Genomic DNA, 18,698 nt, shown 5'->3' with positions numbered 1-18,698 from the left:
GCGTCTGTATTTTATATTGGTGCAGTACTTGTGCTTGGTACAGAACTTGTGCTTGGTGTAGTACTTGTGCTTGGTACAGAACTTGTGCTTGGTGTAGTACTTGTGCTTGGTGCAGTACTTGGTTCTGTACTTGGTTCTGTACTTGGTTCAGGTTTCTTAGGTACTTCAACTGTTTGACCTTGGTCAGTAATATCTTCGTGACTTGCTACTTCTTTACCATCTTGGAAAAGTTTTTCAAATACCACGATTGACTTACCTTCAAGAGCACTTGCGTCAAATGTAAAGTTTACATCTACTGATCCATTTGCTTCTTTAGCCGTAAATGTAGTAGATCCTGTAACTTCTTTTCCATCAACTAATAATGGACTATTTGTTGATTTATCCATCAATTTACCAGTTACTGTGTATTCTTTACCTACAATTAGGTTTTCATACTTAACTGAATCCTTGATAGTAACATTTTTTTCTGGAGCTATTTCTTTATCATCATCCTTAGCATCAACTGCTGTTGTACCAATTTTGATTTCTTTAACTTCAGTATCCCATTTCATTGGGGCAGTAGCACGTTCATCATCACTAATTGACTCTTGACCAATAACTAAAGATTGTTGTTGCCCTGCTTGAGGACGATCATATTTCATAAATGTGAATGATGTTGTACCACCATTTGCAATAATTTCAATATCATCAGTTGCTGTAGTATCAGGAACTGAAATTGTGAATGTATCACCCACGTTTACTTTAACACCGTTTTTAGAATTAATATCAGAAGCAACACCATTTACAATGATTTTAGCACCTTCAATATCTTTACTTAAAGTAATGTCAGCATTACCTTGTAAATTCATTGGGGCAGTTAATTGAAAATCTTGTTTGTAAGATGAATCTTCTTTTACCAAATCACCCGTAGAGTTAACTTTAATAGATAGATCGTAATTAATCCATTGTCTTAGGTTATCTACACCGGCTTGTAATTGTGGATTTGTGATTGTGAATTGACTCATGTCCCATGTTGGAACAATTTCATGAACCATCCATTGTGTAGTAGTAAAGGCATCGATATTACTCAAAGTAGTAACACCTTGACCTTTGTAAACCTTACCGCCTTCTTCAACGTAACCCAATTTCAATAAGTTACTCAATTGTTTTTTCTGCTCTGGTGTCAAATCCCCTGCGGGATTTGAAACTCCATTTGGACTTTGCTCATTAAAATTAAGACAGTATGCAATAATATTATCAGTGATATTTTTGAACTTCTGACCGTTCCATTCATTACCGTTTCTGTCCTTAGCAAAACCTGTAATTATCCCATCTTTATCAATATTAAGGTATGAACCACCCAATGGAATCCCATCATTCCATTGCCCACCATTACCGGTGGATCCAATTGGTTTAAACTCCTTCGTACCGCTTGGAATTGTTTCTGCTATTGATGCAATAGGATTTAAAAGTACACCTAAAAACAACAAAAACAACCCAAATAAATTAAATATTCGATTCATTTTTCCCCCATTAATAACGTTTCGAAACATTTTTTCCAGTTTTACATAACATGTTAGTAAATGAAGTATATAATAATAAATTTTTTTATTCAATTTTAAACTGTACTTTTTTGATTTTCCCCTTATTCATATCTTACAATAGCACTTACCTAAGTTCACCTCACAAAAAATATATGGTCATAAAAAAAAGAAGTAGGCTATAAGTAAGAGCCTACTTCTTTTCTTTTTCTTCTTCCTCTTCTTTAATTATGTCCTTATTCTGCCTCAAGATACCTCTAATAATCTCTCTGGCTATTACCGGAGCATACATTTCATCAAAATCTGTTTCATAGCGGAATCTGTCTAAAGCTCCCTTGTAGATTGCTGGTTTTATAAGTGGTGCATATTTATCATTTGTTAAGTAATAATCACCAGTCGGAGAGATTACCTCTTTAATCGTTTTTCCATCCTTCTCTAAACGTTTAAGAGTCTGAGCTAGGTAGTCTATTATGGTTTCATCAGCCCTTTTTTCCAAATAATATTTTGAAACATCTGGATCCACCTCAATAGTAGAAATTGAGCTATCTTCTTTTAAATCCTTTAACTGGTCGTACTTTTTCTCGAACTGGTCTGTAATTCGCTTTACATTTTCAAATACGATTGTTGAGTATTCTTTATTATCCCTTTTCTCAAAAAACTTCTTTGAAATTTTAGACCATTCATGTTTAGAAATTCCAGTTTGATAAATCGGTAAAACCTCATTAATGTATCTAAGCTCAGCATCAGGAATTACCATTTGAACACGCGCTTTTAGATTTACTTTTTCTAAAATGTCTAAGATGAACTCTAACGTATTTAACATTAACTGTTCCAGTTCGTCAGAATTAATTTTTGTACGTTTCTTTTCTTCATCGAGATACTTGTTAATAACCTTAAAGTTATTATCACCCTCTTGCTTATACTTGCTGAGATCCACAATCTTATAAGGCTTATAGTTGACTATGATTTCAGACTGCAACTTACGCAATTCATAGACTTTTTCTCTAAAGGATTCAACCGTATCAACCAATTGAATATCAGAAACCTTATCTTCATAAGAAACCAAAATATCTTTATTTTCACGGAGCCAACGCAAACGTGATTCAGTAACTGCTTTATTATAACTTTCTTTATTTATCCCCCAAATTGACACCACGAGATTGGCGAAAACAAAACCTAGGGTCGAGATCAATCCAATTTCCATATAACTTATACCCCCATATAATTTATAGTGTGCATAGTAAGTGTTTTTTATAAGTAATAGTCCTAATATATCATATCCAGATTAATATTGCATGAATGAACTGTATCCATAAACGCAAAAAAAGACGAATCTTGAGGATCATCTTTTATTTTTTTCATTAAATTTTTTGTCATAAAGTAAGTAAGATAGGCCTTTCAGCATATACCCAAGAACAAGGAAAGCTACCAGCAAAAGTCCAACATTCTTAAACACCTGTGGCCAACCGTACTTATCAGCATTGATGAAAAAGTAAGGATAGTAACCACCTTGTGAGTTGACAGGAATCTTGAAGCTTGCATACACGATAGTAAAGACCCAGTAAACCAGCGGAATAACCACCCAAGTTAGCGGATGTAGCTGCTTTGAATCCCTATGACGCGACAGAAGCAGCCAATCAATAAAAACCATGACTGGCGTATAAGTGTGAACCAGAAAGTTAGACAAATTAGTCAGTGAGTAAGGTGATGAATTTGGAAGAGTCGGTGCCAAAATAAAATTGTAAATCAGCCCAGTAACTACAATCATCAACATCAACCCACTCATAACATTGGGCGAAAAGTCTCTCCATTCAAAGTGACCAAACCTCTTATGGCTAAGCAAATATCTAACAAGCAGATAAGAATATGCAAGAAAAATCATCAGATTACTAAGAATCGTGTAGTAAACCAAATGCTTAAGACTAAAACGACCATCAAAAAGCCCCATCTCCTTCAGCAAACCATAACCACAGCCTAGAATGAGGAAGAACCTGAAAATGAATAAGAAAGTTGATTTAATGTTGGACATATAATTCACACTCCTTTCCTTCCTAATCCCACTTATTTTCTAATACTTCTTTTAAGTATTTCTTAGTAAGCCAAAATGAGTGCTTTGTTATTCTACGTCCGTCAGGTAATTCCGTAGTGTCTGATAATTTACCTTTACCCACAAATTCGTTTGGTGATAATTCATAGTAAGAATTTGTTGCATGTATTTTTGTGAATAAAACGGAATTTACCTTACTCTGTGGAAAACTTGTTATAACTCTTCCATTATTTTCCTTTAAAATTACTCCATTGTTTATTATGTCTCTCGTCTCTTGCCATACACGAGTAATTTCATCTAATTGACGTTCAGGAAAACCCCAAAATTTTATTTTTTCAAGCTTATAAATGTTTTTATCTTGCTCACGAAAAACTACAAACAAAAACCGTTTATTATAAATTTCCTGATATACATGAGATTCTTCCCAAACATCATTATTTGCTAATTCGTTAAAATTATAATTCTTAAATGGAGAATCTTCTTTAGGTAAGCCATTCTTATCAACTCGAATTACACGTAAGTTCATGTTTGCCTTTTGAAATTCCTGAGTTTTATCAACATCACCTGTCAATCCTAAAATTTTTCTTATTAACAAACTATTTTTTCCTTTGGCATTTGGATTAATATCAAATTTTTTATATAAATCGAAATCCTTCATACCTTTATAAGCTAATATTTTATTAGAAACAATTTCTGTGAAGGGTTTTCGACCTCCTTGTGCAGCAGAAACTATACTCTCTTGTTCAATATGATTAAAAATTTTATTATTAATCAAATACGTCATATAGCTTGATTTCAGTTCCCAGGCTCGTTGCTTAGCAGGTTGTTCACTATATGGTTGAATTCTCCAATCTTTACCTTTACCCGCACCTTTAGTACATGTAGATAAATAATCCCCATCTGATTCAGAAAGTTCATGCGCTCTTCCATCTTTAATTTTAGCCGTTATTCTATTATAGTCATCGAGAATCACACTCATATCTTCATCAAACCACTCATATAAAAAAATTTTCTCAATAATGTACTTATCCATTGTTCGACCGGGAATCAATCCATTGTAAAAAAGCAAAAGAATCTTCTCACATTTTTTCCATAGATGTGTAGAATAGAAATCATCAAGATTTTCTTCCATATAATTAAGTATGGTTAATACCAATCGTTCTTTAGCGCTTATACTTCCATTTTTATTTACTTTAAATGGTGTTACCTTTAACTCTACACCAACCTTATTAAAATCTGCTTCAGAATCACTATTTGGCTGATAACCATAGAAATACTTTTCAATATAATTACCATATTGTCCTTTTGATTTCATACTTATTTTTTTATCTGATATATCTGAAACTTTATTTTCTTTAAAGTCATTATAGTTTTTATATGGAGTAGCTTCATATTCTTCCAAAATTTCATCGAATTCTTTATTTAACAATAACTCTGAATACTGAATTACACTCTCTATACTGCTATCATCATAGTCAAAAAGTTCTTTTTCCATAGTTGGACTCCTTTTTATTAATATGCCTTTTTTCAATTATTATATCAAATTAATCACTTGATCGATTGACTTTTTTTTTGTATAATAGGTTAGATAACTTAAAAGGTAGGTAAAAAAATGAAAATCCTTGAATTATTCGCCGGAGTCGGTGGATTCCGAATTGGACTTGAAAATGCTGATAAGGATTTTTTTCAAACAAAATGGAGCAATCAATGGGAACCTTCTAGAAAATCTCAAGATGCTTATGAAGTATACAATTATCATTTTCCAGATAGCGAAAATATAAATATAAGTATTTCGGATATTAGTGATGAAAAGTTTGCTTCCATGGATGCTGATATGATTGTAGGTGGCTTTCCTTGCCAAGATTATTCTGTTGCTAGAAGCAAGAAAAACGAAATGGGTATTGAAGGGAAAAAAGGTGTTCTTTTTTGGGATATTATTAGAGCAACTAGAATAATTAAACCTAAATACTTAGTTTTAGAAAATGTTGATAGGCTTCTTAAAGCACCATCAAAACAGCGTGGGCGTGACTTCGCTATTATGTTATCTGCATTCAACGAACTTGGTTATTCTGTTGAATGGCGTGTAATAAATGCAGCTGATTATGGTCGTAGTCAACGCCGTCGTCGCGTATTCTTTTTTGTTTATAGAAATGATTTACCTTTTGCCATTGAAATCGATAAACAATTCGAAGAAAAAAATATCATATTTGAAGAAGAGAAATATGATGATTATATTTTTGAAAAAGGTTTATTTGCTAAACAGTTTCCAATATCTAAAAGTATTGTCAAAGATAGAAGGGCATACTATGAGTTAGACGATGATATAGTATCAGTTTCTAACAACTTTACTGGCACTGTTTGGAATACTGGTATCATGAGACATGGTAAATATTATACAATTGAAACTAAAGCAAATTATGAAGGCACAAAACTTACACTTGGAGATATCGTTCAACCAGAAAGTGAAGTAGAAGAAAAGTATTATCTTTCAGATAAAGCTCGTCTACAAAAATTCGAATATCTAAGAGGTCCAAAAAAAATTGAAAGAACCAGTATTAACGGACATACTTATACCTTCTCAGAAGGAGGAATGTCTCCATATGACGATTTATCATTACCTGGTAGAACAATGCTTACCTCTGAAGGATCAGTCAATAGATCAACTCACTTACTTTATATAAATAAAAAATATCGTTTACTGACCCCAATTGAAGCTGAAAGACTCCAAGACTTCCCTGATAATTGGACAAAATATAAAAAAACTCAAACCGGAGATATCATTGAGGTATCTGACAGAATGAGAATGTTCTTTATGGGAAATGCGCTTGTTACGGATATTGTTAGACAAATTGGAAGGAGAATAAAAAAACATGACAAATAATATTGATGCTTATGAAGAATTTTTCAAAGAATTCAACATCACATCTGATAAATTAATAGACTTCTCAAAAAAAACTATCAAATATATAGAAAAAGATAAAGCTCAAGAACTATGTCAAACGCTTGATGACGAAATAATTAGTAAAAAAAATATCTATGTACGTCGTTATGGAAATCCAAATGGAAAATATAATACACAAAAATTACAAGAACTTTTCTACAACGATTTTTTATTTGATAAAGGTAGCACATTTATTCAAATTGACCCCAATAATAATTCTAAGCCTAAGAAACTTCTTGAAAAAAATATAATTCTAGCTTCTTCCGAGAAAACTATTCTGCAAAATTATCAAATTTCACATGTATACGGACGAACTAAAAATTGCTACGCATTCACTGCTCCATGGAATTTAGTATATTTGCCAAAAATACTTGACCCCTTTACTGGTCATGAATCAAAAGGGGATTTCACTAGAATATTCACTCAAGAATTTCAAAAATATATTTATGAAATTTTTAAAGATCAAATTGATTGCTTTAATAAAAAGATGGAAGAAATAGATGAAACTATCTTTAAAAAAAATCTTAAACATACCTTTAAAAATGAACTTGCGGAAGAACTTAAAGAACTCAAAGATAGTAATACCATAACAGACAAACACGTTGATAGATTTATACAATCAATGCAAAATGAATTTTCCAAAATAAATATTATCGAATAAACTTTATACATACTTCATTTCATATTCTTATATATTAACTTTTTACAACTAATAACCAATACATTTTTATTGTCTTTAACTTAGTTACAAAGTTAATTCCATAAACTAAATCCTATACTACACTGATTTTAAATTATTCTTAGACTCTATATATAGATAAAAATACTAATAAGATCAATAAATCTGATTAAGATAAATTCAAAAATACGACCACTTAAATATTTTTCACTTCATATCATATACAAATATTACAGTAAATACCATCCATCTTGTAGGTGGTATTTACTTTTTTCTCAAAATCAAAAATGACTAAGAAATTTCAATAGAATAAATATACTTTCGATACACATAGCCTTAACCAACCTGAAAGATTAGCTTAACTTCTACATAGATTAAGAATTCAAAAACTATATTAATTTTAAATCATCGTTTTCAAAATATTTCATATCTATATCCGGAACAAAACTAATCGGAACTATATCTTTTTCTATAGCTACTTTTAAAAGATCTCTATATAACTGTTTTGCACCACTAGCACTACTACTATAATTAGTGTCTTTCAGAGTATTTTTTGAAGATTCCAGTATATCTTTTTAAGGAAGCCAAAAGTAGACATTTTCCGTCTACTTTTTTGTTTACCTTGCATTAATTGCATATAAATATGAAATATAGTTAGCAAAACCTCCCACTTGTTTACGGTTTTCTTTAATATCTTCATTTAGAAAATATATCAGACGCAGTGACTCACAGCGACAAAGCAGTCGCTCAAACATAAGTTAATACATCAAATGTAGTTACAATTACAGCAGGCGAGGTAGCTTACCGAAATCTCGAAAAAAAATTAGGGTAAATTTAGGGCAAACTTTAGGGCAAACTTTTCTATTTCAGCACAAAAAAAACACCTCATAGCGCAAACTATGAAGTGCTTTGAAACCTTGATATATAAGGATATATTAACGTTTTGAGAATTGGCTTGCTTTACGAGCTTTCTTAAGACCTGGTTTCTTACGTTCTACCATACGAGCATCACGTGTTAGAAGTCCAGCGCGTTTAAGTTCGCTACGGAAGTCAGGGTCAACTTCAAGCAATGCACGAGAGATACCGTGACGGATTGCTCCAGATTGTCCTGCATATCCTCCACCGTTAACGTTTACTAAAACGTCGTATGCACCAACAGTTTGAGTAACACCAAATGGTTGGTTGATTACTAAACGTAGGTCAGCATGTGGGATATATTCTTCAACAGGTTTGTTGTTTACTGTGATTTTACCAGTACCAGGTACTAAACGTACACGAGCTACTGAGTTTTTACGGCGTCCAGTGCCGAGATATTGTACTTGTGCCAATGTTCAGCCCTCCTTAAATTAATCCTGTGATATCAAGCACTTCTGGTTGTTGAGCTTGATGAGTATGTTCTGCTCCAGCGAACACTTTAAGTTTCATACCTTGAGCACGTCCTAGAGTGTTGTGTGGAAGCATACCTTTTACAGAAGTTTCGATAAGACGGATTGGGTTCTTAGCGCGAAGTTCTCCTGCTGTAGTTGATCTTAAACCACCTGGGTATAATGAATGACGGTAGTAAATCTTGTCAGTAGCTTTTTTACCTGTAAGTTTTACTTGTCCAGCGTTGATAACGATTACGAAATCACCTGTGTCAGTGTGTGGTGTAAATGTTGGTTTATTTTTTCCGCGTAAGATGCTTGCAACAACTGCTGAAAGGCGTCCTAGAGGTACATCAGTTGCGTCAACAACGTACCATTTACGCTCAACTTCACCTGGCTTAGCCATGTATGTAGTTTTGTTCATGATATCTCCTAATATTTTCTGTCTTTGTTTACTTGTGAATGCCGTTCCTTGCATTCGTTATTTTCTGGTTTCCGGGGCCAAAAAATGGTGGTAAACAATACCGTTTATTATCTTACCGTAAATTTGTATAGCCGTCAAGGGGTTTTACTTGAAAAGAACAAAAATAAAAGAAATTTATTACTTTAAATTGCAATTTTCATAACCAATTTACGTATAAATATTTAAGTACACTTCATAGTTTAAAAAAAGAAAACGAAGCCCTAACCAAAGAACTCCGTTTAAATACAAAATAATAATTATCAAATATCCATTTATTTAAAAGAATATATGACAAATTGTTTATGGCTTAAAAACGCGCCGCAGATAGAATCTCCTTTTCACACCATCATTACATTTACAGCATAGACAGAGTAAAATAAACGAGATGCAAGAAGACAAGTTATGATAGATAAACTTAATTATCTTATATAATCAGGATAAAAGAGATGGGATACGAGGAGATGAGGAGCGATAGAACTTATGGTTCATCGCAACGAAATCGACGACGTAGCACGCTATTTTAGACGATTATACGCCCCAGACAGATTCTAAGACGTTAGTCTGATCACGATCCGGCCCAACAGAGAAAGTAGAAATACGCACTCCTACAAGTTCACCTACACGACGAACATAGTTACGAGCATTTTCTGGAAGTTCTTCTAGTGTACGAACACCTGTGATATCTTCTTCCCAACCTGGAAGTGTTTCGTAGATTGGTTTACAACGTTCTAGAGTTTTAAGACTTGCTGGGTAGTATTCGATTCTTTCACCGTCAAGGTCATAAGCGACACAGATTTTAACTTCTGGTAGTCCGCTTAATACGTCGATTGAGTTAAGTGAAAGGTTTGTAAGTCCTGATACACGACGAGAATGACGCATTACTACTGAGTCAAACCATCCTACACGACGTGGACGACCTGTTGTAGTTCCGTATTCATGTCCGATTTCACGGATACGTTCACCTGTTTCATCAAATAGTTCAGTTGGGAATGGTCCATCACCTACACGGCTAGTGTATGCTTTACATACTCCGACAACTGTTGAGATTTTAGAAGGTCCTACTCCACTACCGATAGTTACACCACCAGCTACTGGGTTTGAAGATGTTACGAATGGATATGTACCTTGGTCAATATCAAGCATAACCCCTTGTGCACCTTCGAAAAGAACACGTTTACCAGCATCAAGAGCATCATTTAAGATTACTGAAGTATCTGTAACATATTTTTTAATTTGTTGACCATATTCATAGTATTCGTTAAAGATTTCATCGTAGTCAAGAGGTTCACTGTCATACATTTTAACAAATAGACGGTTCTTCTCTTCTAGGTTGATTCTTAAACGCTCAGCAAAGATTTCTTCGTCAAGAAGGTCTGCGATACGAATACCAACACGCGCTGCTTTATCCATGTAAGCAGGTCCGATTCCTTTGATTGTAGTACCGATTTTGTTATCACCCTTAGCATCTTCTTGAAGCTGGTCAAGTTTGATATGGTATGGCAAGATAACGTGCGCACGATCTGAAATACGAAGATTTTCAGTAGTTACACCATTTTCATGTAAATATGCAAGCTCTTTAACAAGAGATTTTGGATTTACTACGACACCATTTCCGATTACAGAAATTTTCTCTGGGAAAAAGATTCCTGATGGAATTAAGTGAAGTTTATATTTGAAACCGTCAATGACGATAGTATGTCCCGCGTTATCTCCACCTTGATAGCGTGCGATAACTTCTGCATTTGCACTAAGGAAGTCAGTAATTTTACCTTTACCTTCGTCTCCCCACTGAGTACCTACAACAACAACTGATGACATATTTTTTCTCCCTAATTTTTACTTAGTTACAGTTTATTATACCAATCTTCAGTCCATCTTTCAAATTTCTTTTGCTTAAAAATCGAATATTAAGCTTGTTTTATAAATAACTTTCTCAGAAAAGCGAATATTGTCTGATTTTTTAAATTAATATTTTTTAATTTCCGAACATAAACTACAAATATCTAATATTTAACTGCTATTAAATATTAACTCAATATATTCCATAAAAAGTTTTTCAGTGTCCTTTTTTTGATTATTATTCTTCTGAAAATAATATTTATGCAAGATTTACGGGATTCTTTTTCTAAAGAGAGAAAAGAAAAACTGCTTTATATGGGATTCTAGGCAGTAATAGGGTAAAATGGATAAAAGTATGTTAAAATATTTTGTACTAATTAGGAGATTTAATCATGGATAAAATAATTAAAACAATATCAAATAATGGACATTTTCGTGCCTATGCACTAGATGCCACAGAAACTGTAACTACTGCCCAAGACTTACATCATACTTGGTCAACTTCTACTGTTGCTCTTGGACGTACTTTGATTGCGGCGCAAATTTTGGGAGCAAACCAAAAGGGTAATGATAAGATTACTCTGAGAATTTTGCCTGATAATGAGCAAGTAGGACCAATTATTGCAGTCGCTGATAGCCATGGTAACGTTAAGGGATATATGAAGAACAACGAGATCGACTACAAGAAAACTTCAACTGGTGAGGTAATTGTCGGTCCTATTATTTCACCAGGATGGTTTGTAGTCGTGAAAGATATGGGATTAAAGAATCCTTATACTGGTCAAGTACCTTTGGTAACTGGTGAAATCGGTGAAGACCTTGCCTACTATCTTACAACTAGTGAACAAACTCCATCTGCCGTTGGACTAAATGTCTTACTTGATGGTAAAGACAAAGTTAAGGTTGCGGGTGGCTTCTTAGTTCAAGTAATGCCTGATGCTACTGAGGAAGAAATTGCACGTTTTGAAGAACATGTGCAAAAAATGCCTGCCATCTCTCAAATCTTAGAAGACGAAAATCCACTTAAATCAATGCTTGATGCCATCTATGGTGAAGATGAATATAAGATTTTAGAGGAAAGTCCTCTAGCATTCAAATGTGATTGTAGTAAAGAACGCTTCGCTGAAGGTTTAGCAAGTCTTGGAAAAGATGAGATTCAAGCTATCATTGACGAAGATCACGGTGCTGAAGTTACTTGTCAATTCTGTACTAAGCACTACGATTTCAGTCAGGCTGATTTGGAGGAAATAATCAATGCAAATGGATAAAAAATACAACTCACCTTGGAAGATCGGTAATGTAGAAATTCCAAACCGTGTAGTCGTAGCACCGATGGCTGGTATCTCTAACAAGGCCTTCCGTGTAACTGCTAAAGAATTTGGTGCAGGACTTGTAGTCGTTGAAATGATTTCTGATAAAGGAATCCAACACCGTAACAAAAAGACTCTATCAATGCTTGAGATGGATGAAAAAGAACATCCAATTAGCTTGCAGATATTTGGTGGCGATAAAGAAACTCTTGTCGAAGCTGCTCAATTCATTCAAGAGTACACACCCACTGATATAATTGATATCAATATGGGTTGCCCAGTACCTAAAGTAACAAAAAATGAGGCTGGTGCTCGTTGGCTTCTTGATCCTGATAAGGTTTACGAAATGGTAGATGCTGTTACTTCTGCTGTTGACCTACCTGTTACTGTTAAAATGCGTACTGGTTGGGATGAAGAGCATTTATATGCCGTAGAAAATGCCCTTGCTGTTGAAAAAGCTGGTGGAGCTGCCCTTGCCATGCATGGACGTACTCGTGTGCAAATGTATGAAGGTCATGCTGACTGGGATACTCTAGCTCGTGTAGCAAGTGAACTTACAATTCCTTTCATGGGTAATGGTGATGTAAGAACTCCAGAAGATGCCAAACGCATGATTGATGAAGTTGGCTGTGATGCTGTAATGATTGGTCGTGCTGCCCTTGGTAATCCTTGGATGCTTCACAGAACTGAACACTACCTAAGAACAGGTGAACTTCTTGATGAACCGTCAGTTGAAGAAAAAATGGAGATAGCTAAACTTCACTTGGCACGTTTAGTGGCTCTTAAAGGAGAAATGCTTGGACCACGTGAATTCCGTCAACACGCGGCCTATTATTTAAAAGGTGCCCCACGCGCTGCAAAAGTAAAAGTTGCTGTCAACCAAGCTGAAACACAAGAAGAAATTATTACAATAATTGATGAATATTTAGCGCAACTGCCTAAGTAATAAATATATAAAAGACCTAGAAACATTTTGATTCTAGGTCTTTTGTATATTAAATATTACTATTTGAAATCACAAATTCTCTTATATGCATTAGCTGTCGCATCATTATTTGTTCAGTAATTGATTAAAAAATTAAGAAATTGAATAAATTCAAATTTCCTAGTTTTTTATTTTAATTATCTACAATATGTAGCCCAAATTATTTACATTAAATAATTAGACTGCGCGTGTGTTAATAGTTTCTGATTGCCAACTATCAAAAGTTTTTGTCGCAACCTTATAAACTGGAATACCTGCTTGCATAAATGATTTTGGATCTTCTGCATCAAGAAATCCTAAAAATAATCCACCTTGCATTAGAGCAATACCTCTATTATTTGCTGTTACTATAAACATATCGTCTTCCTCCTCTATATTTTTATTATTATCTTTCAATGGTTTGTCTAAATCGCTGTAAGGCGGATAAAACCAACCTAATATGTCACTATTAATTACATGATTTCGATAACGTGCTGGACCCCCATTAACAAGCGCATCAGGATTACCATCAACATTCTGTTCAATTGTTTTCATAGTCTTACCATCACTATCTAAAATTACCAAACCTGTATGACCATAGTTAACAAGGATTCCATATTCATTCGGAAACCATGAATTCTGAACAAAAATTGCTCCTGCTTTAGGTTTCATGCCAGGTGTATAATATTCAACTTTATAACCCACTGATTTCGCGCTATTTAACAAATCAATTGCATTTCCACTAAGTCTTTTTCCAAAGAATGTCTGAGAGATTGCGTATGGTAGATCAACACATTGCATCCCCCAAGCCCCATCAAAATTTATTCCTATGCCCTTATCCGCTAATCCTTTGGCATAGGCAATTGCATCATTTTTTGTTGCCATTATTTCTCCTTTCTTCTTTTTTAATCTAGATTAAGTGTTTGTTTTTATAAAGTACTTTATGTATGTATAATACACTCAAACTGGCTATAGCTATTCCCAAGTTATAACTATAAAATGCCCATAACCACAATTTAGATAAACAAAAAAAGTTAGTACAATCGCTAAATCAAGTATTATCCATCCAAATAAATTGAGTAATTTTGCCTAAATTTAGTTCACAAAATTGAAAAGACTAGGAAACTTAAATGAATTCATGTTTCCTAGTTTTTTATTAATCTACCATATTCTTGTAAATTATTTATATTAAATAATTAGACTGCACGTGTGTTAATAGTTTTTGATTGCCAACTATCAAAAGTTTTTGTTGCAACCTTATAGACTGGAATACCTGCTTGCATAAACGATTTTGGATCTTCTGCATCAAGAAATCCTAAAAATAATCCACCTTGCATTAAAGCAATACCTCTATTATTTGCTGTTACTATAAACATATCATCTTCCTCCTCTGTATGATTTTCTGAATTTGTAATTGAATCAATGTACTCCAATTTCCCTTGATTCTGTTGTTTTATTGCATTATAAGTTGGGACCATCATATTCAAGTAATGATCATAACCTGCTTCTGCATAATCTCCTTTAGCTCCGCCAATCCTGAATAATCCTTTAGTATAAGCCTCAATCGTATTTGTACCTTCGACATTATAAATTCGATTACGTTTAGAAAGTAGGAAAGCATAAGCTTTAAAAAAGTCTTTTTTTGTAGAAAAATGAACATAATACCCACCTTCGTTAGATGGACGAGCAGTTCCTCTTGTCATGATTACTCCAAGATCTGTTGGAACCGAGAATGGCTCTGAGATACCACTCCAATTGTTATCCACTGTTCCTACATATGAGGTACCGTTATCACCCCAGTGACTCTCAACAAACATCTGTGTTATTAAGAAACTGGGTCTTAAATTGTACAATCTAGCCGCATTGATAACTAATTTGACATCTTCTTGAGAAATTGAATACTGCTCATTTTTCAACCATAAATCTGAACGGATGCTATTTTCTGAGTTCATTAATTTTCTACCTTTCTTATTTTTTTAATCTAGATTAAGTGTTTGTTTTCATAAAGTACTTTATGTATGTATAATACACTCAAACCGACTATGACAACTCCCAAGTTATAATCATAAAATACCCCTAGTCATAACTTTATAGACAAAAAGATTCAAACCATACTACATGATTTGAATCTTTTATTTACAAACTACTTCATTGTTATCCTTATTCAATCTATAGACTACAGACATGGATATTATTAGCAGAACCATCCAAAATACTTTATTAAAAGTCTGCACAGGTTATTTACCTCTAGCTTTTACACTTTCTTTTGCTACCATATCAACTGCTTGTCCACTACTATCAATTAAATATCCTAACTTATCATTTTCTTTAATAATAAGGCTTGTCAATTTTTGATTCCTTTTAATCGGTGCTTGAACAGAGCTTCCAAGATAATTTATTTGTAAATCTTTAACAGCCATCTTTTTAGGCATTACAATCCTAGTATCATCAGCAGCAACTACATTTACCTTATCTTTCTTTCCATTACTAACATCAATCGTCTTAAATCCTTTTATACTCTGACCTTTTTTGACGATTTCTTTTGCTTGCCAGTTTCCATACACATAATCCATAAGCTTATTTGTTGCATCAAATCGTGCATTAGGATTAGTATCGCTATTACTAGCATTTAACACAACCGTGATTATTCGATAATTGTCTTGGTAGGTAGTTCCAACAAAACATTGACCAGCTGAATCGGTAGTCCCGGTTTTTAAGCCATCAACTCCTCTACGCTCGTACTCCATTCCTTCTAACATTTCATTATAAGTATGTAATTCTTGTTCATTTGACCCACCCTTATCAAAAGTTTCAGTTGTTTTTTTAGTTACTTCCAAAATTTCTGGATATCTGGTTAAAGTGTAATAAGAGATAAGAGCAACATCTCGAGCCGAGAATTCATTATCATCAATTTTTTTATTTTTAGAATCGGAATCTTCTTCTAAAACCTCACTGTTTAATCCCGTAGAATTTACAATTTTTGCGTCTTTGACTCCAAAACTCTTGGCTGTTTTACGCATTTTCTCAACGAACTTTTGTTCACTACCACTTATTTTCTCAGCTAAAGCAATAGTTGCAGAGTTAGCAGATTGAATCATGGCAGCATCAAACAATTCCCTTACAGTATATTTACCACCCTCGTCTAAATATATATTACTAGCATTCTCATTCAACGTTAAATCGTAAGCATTCTTGGAAATTACTACTTCATCCTCCCATTTCAGTTTTCCACTATTAATTTCTTCTAAAACTATGTACATACTTAAAATTTTAGTAACACTTGCGACTGGTAGTTTCTGTTTCGAATTTTTTTCGTATAATATTTTGCCGGAATTAATATCTATAGCAATCCCAGCTTTAGCATCTAAATTATAGTTTTTAGTATTGTCCGCATTCACAACGATAGGCATCATACCTATGAAAACGGATAATAAAAATATTAGTTTTTTCATATTCTAATATTCTAGCATAAAAAAAAATATTTGTTGGTATCTAAAATTATATAATTATTCATAGTAAAAACAAAAAAGAAGCCACTTCTGACTTCTTGATATAGCCTAACCTTTTTTAGGTTTTTGAAACACTTTGAAATGGTTTCGCATTAGTGATAGGAAGATCACCGATATACTGTTATTGTAACGAATTGGTTTATAAATTGTTGAAGCAAGGGCATATGTTTGTGAAATTATATAAGCATAGTTTTCTTCTGACAGATTTACATAAGATATAGCCATGTATACTTCTTCATCTTTTACTTGATTTCGACTTACTATACCCTCAATACTATGTCCTTCGACATTTATAATAACCTTACTTCCATTTGAAACTACTTGGTCAAAATTAGAAACAATCTCTCTATTCAAAGTCATAGCTGCTCCAATTTCATTCCAGTCATTTAGGTTACCTGCTCCTAATTTCTGTCCATCTAAACTATAAACTTCAACACTCTTATTGTCTGGGAAACGTTCAGCTTTTCTAAATCTTGGTCTTTCAAATGGCATGAAGGCAGCAAGAGCAAGAGCTGAAATATTATAGCAGAGCCAGAAAACATTAATGTAAACAGCATTTACAGGCTCCTTAAATGGTACAATTCCAAACATTATTAGAATTCCCTTGATCAAAGCTAAAATTGACAGTACTAGAATTACAAGTACAGGCATGGCTAGTCGCCAGTTATAATAAGTTTCATCTGTATTTACACCTTTTCTGGTTACAGCAAATTTATTTTTTGACAAGAAGAGGGCTTCACGCATTACCGCAAAGGACATATACGGTGCCATTACAGTCTCGTAAACGTTGGTTAACATGATTGTTTGACGACCTTCACTTACTGTATTAAAGGCGAGCTGTGACGTGATGAAGGCTGGAAACCAAAAAAGCATGATTCCTGCGAGTGAGGCACGTAAACTATAAACTCCAAATAAAAGAAAGACTATTGGGGCAAAGAGATAAATCATCTTATATATTCCTGAAACCCAATAATGAATTCCGTCCATATAGATGATTCTTTGCATCAGTGTGAGACCTTTGGTAAAAATTGGATTCCATTTGCGAGCTACTTGAATATTTCCACGTGCCCATCGGTCTCTTTGTGTTATAAGGTCACCGAATGTTTCAGGAGCAAGACCAGAGGCTAAGTTCTCATTGACAAAAGCTGTCTTCCAGCCTTTAGCCTGAACTAACATTCCTGTCGCCATATCTTCTGTGATGACGCCTGTTGAGAATCCTCCGATATCTTCAAGAGCCTTACGTCTAAATACAGCATTTGAACCAACATACATAGTTGCATTGTAGGCATCTTTTTGCGCTTCTATACTTTGCATAAAGAAGTCCTGGTCATTGGCTATAAGACCTTCTGAAAAAAGGTTAAATTGATACGGATCATTGTTAAAGAATGTTTGTGGTGATTGGATGAATCCAACTTCTTCATCAGCAAAATAACCAATCGTTCTTAATAAAAAGTCTGAACGTGGAACCATATCTGCGTCCATTGTAACAATCAATTCGCCATCAGTAACATCTAGGCCATTATTAAGATTTCCTGCTTTTGCATGATCATTGTTATCTCGGTTTACATAGTTTACACCAAGTTTTTCAGAAAGAACTTTTATCTCATCACGATGACCATCATCTAAAACATAGACTTTATGAATCCCTGGATAAGTCATGTTCTTGGCTGCTGTAATGATACGACTAAGAATCATCTCATCTTCATTATATGTTGCAATAAAGACGTTGACAGTCGGATATTTACCATCCTTAAACTCCGCTAGAGTCTTAACTGGACGTTTATGCTTCTTAGCAAATAACAAGTAAAATACCGTAGACAGGAAAAATCCCCCGATTTCAGCTGCGTATAGTAAGATTCCTGCAATTAGATTGACAATATTGTCGTGTGGCATAGTAAAGAGGAGCCTCCATACCAGATACACAACCATTGCTACCCAATAAATAATTATAATTGTATTCTTAAAGATTTGATAACGAATTGCCAGTCGATAGATTATAAAAACGACCAGGGCAAAAATTACATCGAATATCAGAATTTGTTGAAAGCTCAAATTCAGCATG

General features: G+C 33.9%; 15 protein-coding genes. 4 read left to right on the top strand and 11 right to left on the bottom strand.

Annotated elements, in window-relative coordinates; all coding sequences use genetic code 11:
* Positions 1-11 precede the first annotated feature (11 nt).
* The 4 genes from BG262_RS00595 to BG262_RS00580 all read right to left on the bottom strand — a co-directional run bounded on the left by BG262_RS00595 (position 12) and on the right by BG262_RS00580 (position 5,062).
* The gene (locus tag BG262_RS00595) at positions 12-1,502 is read right to left on the bottom strand and encodes a VaFE repeat-containing surface-anchored protein (RefSeq protein WP_070786944.1); all 1,491 of its coding nucleotides are present in this window, start codon (positions 1,500-1,502) and stop codon (positions 12-14) included.
* 211 nt (positions 1,503-1,713) lie between these two features.
* Positions 1,714-2,724, bottom strand: coding sequence for a hypothetical protein (locus BG262_RS00590; RefSeq protein ID WP_070786943.1), 1,011 nt, complete (start codon positions 2,722-2,724; stop codon positions 1,714-1,716).
* A 138-nt stretch (positions 2,725-2,862) separates the two neighbouring features.
* Positions 2,863-3,549, bottom strand: a complete 687-nt coding sequence (locus BG262_RS00585; protein ID WP_070786942.1) for a Pr6Pr family membrane protein — start codon at positions 3,547-3,549, stop codon at positions 2,863-2,865.
* 22 nt (positions 3,550-3,571) lie between these two features.
* A complete protein-coding gene (locus tag BG262_RS00580; protein ID WP_070786941.1) occupies positions 3,572-5,062 on the bottom strand; it encodes a Sau3AI family type II restriction endonuclease in 1,491 nt (496 codons plus the stop codon).
* 117 nt (positions 5,063-5,179) lie between these two features.
* Between BG262_RS00580 and dcm the strand changes: the two genes are divergently transcribed.
* Together dcm and BG262_RS10895 are read left to right on the top strand one after the other, a co-directional pair.
* Positions 5,180-6,448, top strand: coding sequence for a DNA (cytosine-5-)-methyltransferase (dcm, locus tag BG262_RS00575; RefSeq protein ID WP_070786940.1), 1,269 nt, complete (start codon positions 5,180-5,182; stop codon positions 6,446-6,448).
* A complete protein-coding gene (locus tag BG262_RS10895; protein ID WP_070786939.1) occupies positions 6,438-7,169 on the top strand; it encodes a PM1201 family protein in 732 nt (243 codons plus the stop codon). Before dcm ends, BG262_RS10895 begins: the two co-directional genes overlap by 11 nt.
* Before the next feature lie 953 nt (positions 7,170-8,122).
* Here BG262_RS10895 and rpsI read toward each other — a convergent pair.
* The 3 genes from rpsI to BG262_RS00555 all read right to left on the bottom strand — a co-directional run bounded on the left by rpsI (position 8,123) and on the right by BG262_RS00555 (position 10,832).
* The gene (rpsI, locus tag BG262_RS00565) at positions 8,123-8,515 is read right to left on the bottom strand and encodes a 30S ribosomal protein S9 (protein ID WP_070786938.1); all 393 of its coding nucleotides are present in this window, start codon (positions 8,513-8,515) and stop codon (positions 8,123-8,125) included.
* Positions 8,516-8,528: 13 nt separating this feature from the next.
* The gene (gene rplM, locus BG262_RS00560; protein ID WP_070786937.1) at positions 8,529-8,975 is read right to left on the bottom strand and encodes a 50S ribosomal protein L13; all 447 of its coding nucleotides are present in this window, start codon (positions 8,973-8,975) and stop codon (positions 8,529-8,531) included.
* A gap of 567 nt (positions 8,976-9,542) precedes the next feature.
* Positions 9,543-10,832 (bottom strand): adenylosuccinate synthase, encoded by a 1,290-nt coding sequence (locus BG262_RS00555; protein WP_070786936.1) that lies wholly within the window; start codon positions 10,830-10,832, stop codon positions 9,543-9,545.
* Between the two features lie 413 nt (positions 10,833-11,245).
* On the opposite strand from BG262_RS00555, the gene hslO reads away from it, so the two are divergent.
* Together hslO and dusB are read left to right on the top strand one after the other, a co-directional pair.
* On the top strand, positions 11,246-12,121 hold the full coding sequence (gene hslO, locus BG262_RS00550) for an Hsp33 family molecular chaperone HslO (RefSeq protein ID WP_070786935.1): 876 nt from the start codon (positions 11,246-11,248) through the stop codon (positions 12,119-12,121).
* Entirely contained in the window at positions 12,108-13,109 is a 1,002-nt protein-coding gene (gene dusB / locus BG262_RS00545) for a tRNA dihydrouridine synthase DusB (RefSeq protein WP_070786934.1), read from the top strand. Before hslO ends, dusB begins: the two co-directional genes overlap by 14 nt.
* Before the next feature lie 216 nt (positions 13,110-13,325).
* Here dusB and BG262_RS00540 read toward each other — a convergent pair whose 3' ends face one another.
* From BG262_RS00540 to BG262_RS00525, 4 genes are all read right to left on the bottom strand, one after another.
* On the bottom strand, positions 13,326-14,012 hold the full coding sequence (locus BG262_RS00540) for a CHAP domain-containing protein (RefSeq protein ID WP_070786933.1): 687 nt from the start codon (positions 14,010-14,012) through the stop codon (positions 13,326-13,328).
* A gap of 311 nt (positions 14,013-14,323) precedes the next feature.
* A complete protein-coding gene (locus tag BG262_RS00535; protein ID WP_070786932.1) occupies positions 14,324-15,079 on the bottom strand; it encodes a glucosaminidase domain-containing protein in 756 nt (251 codons plus the stop codon).
* A gap of 285 nt (positions 15,080-15,364) precedes the next feature.
* Entirely contained in the window at positions 15,365-16,579 is a 1,215-nt protein-coding gene (locus BG262_RS00530) for a D-alanyl-D-alanine carboxypeptidase family protein (RefSeq protein WP_070786931.1), read from the bottom strand.
* A 105-nt stretch (positions 16,580-16,684) separates the two neighbouring features.
* Complete coding sequence (locus BG262_RS00525) at positions 16,685-18,697, bottom strand: glycosyltransferase family 2 protein (RefSeq protein WP_070786930.1); 2,013 nt, start codon at positions 18,695-18,697, stop codon at positions 16,685-16,687.
* Between the last annotated feature and the right edge of the window lies 1 nt (position 18,698).

It is taken from the genome of Floricoccus penangensis, from assembly GCF_001832885.1.
Taxonomy (GTDB): Bacteria; Bacillota; Bacilli; order Lactobacillales; family Streptococcaceae; genus Floricoccus; species Floricoccus penangensis.
This window is presented reverse-complemented; position numbering and strand designations above follow the sequence as displayed.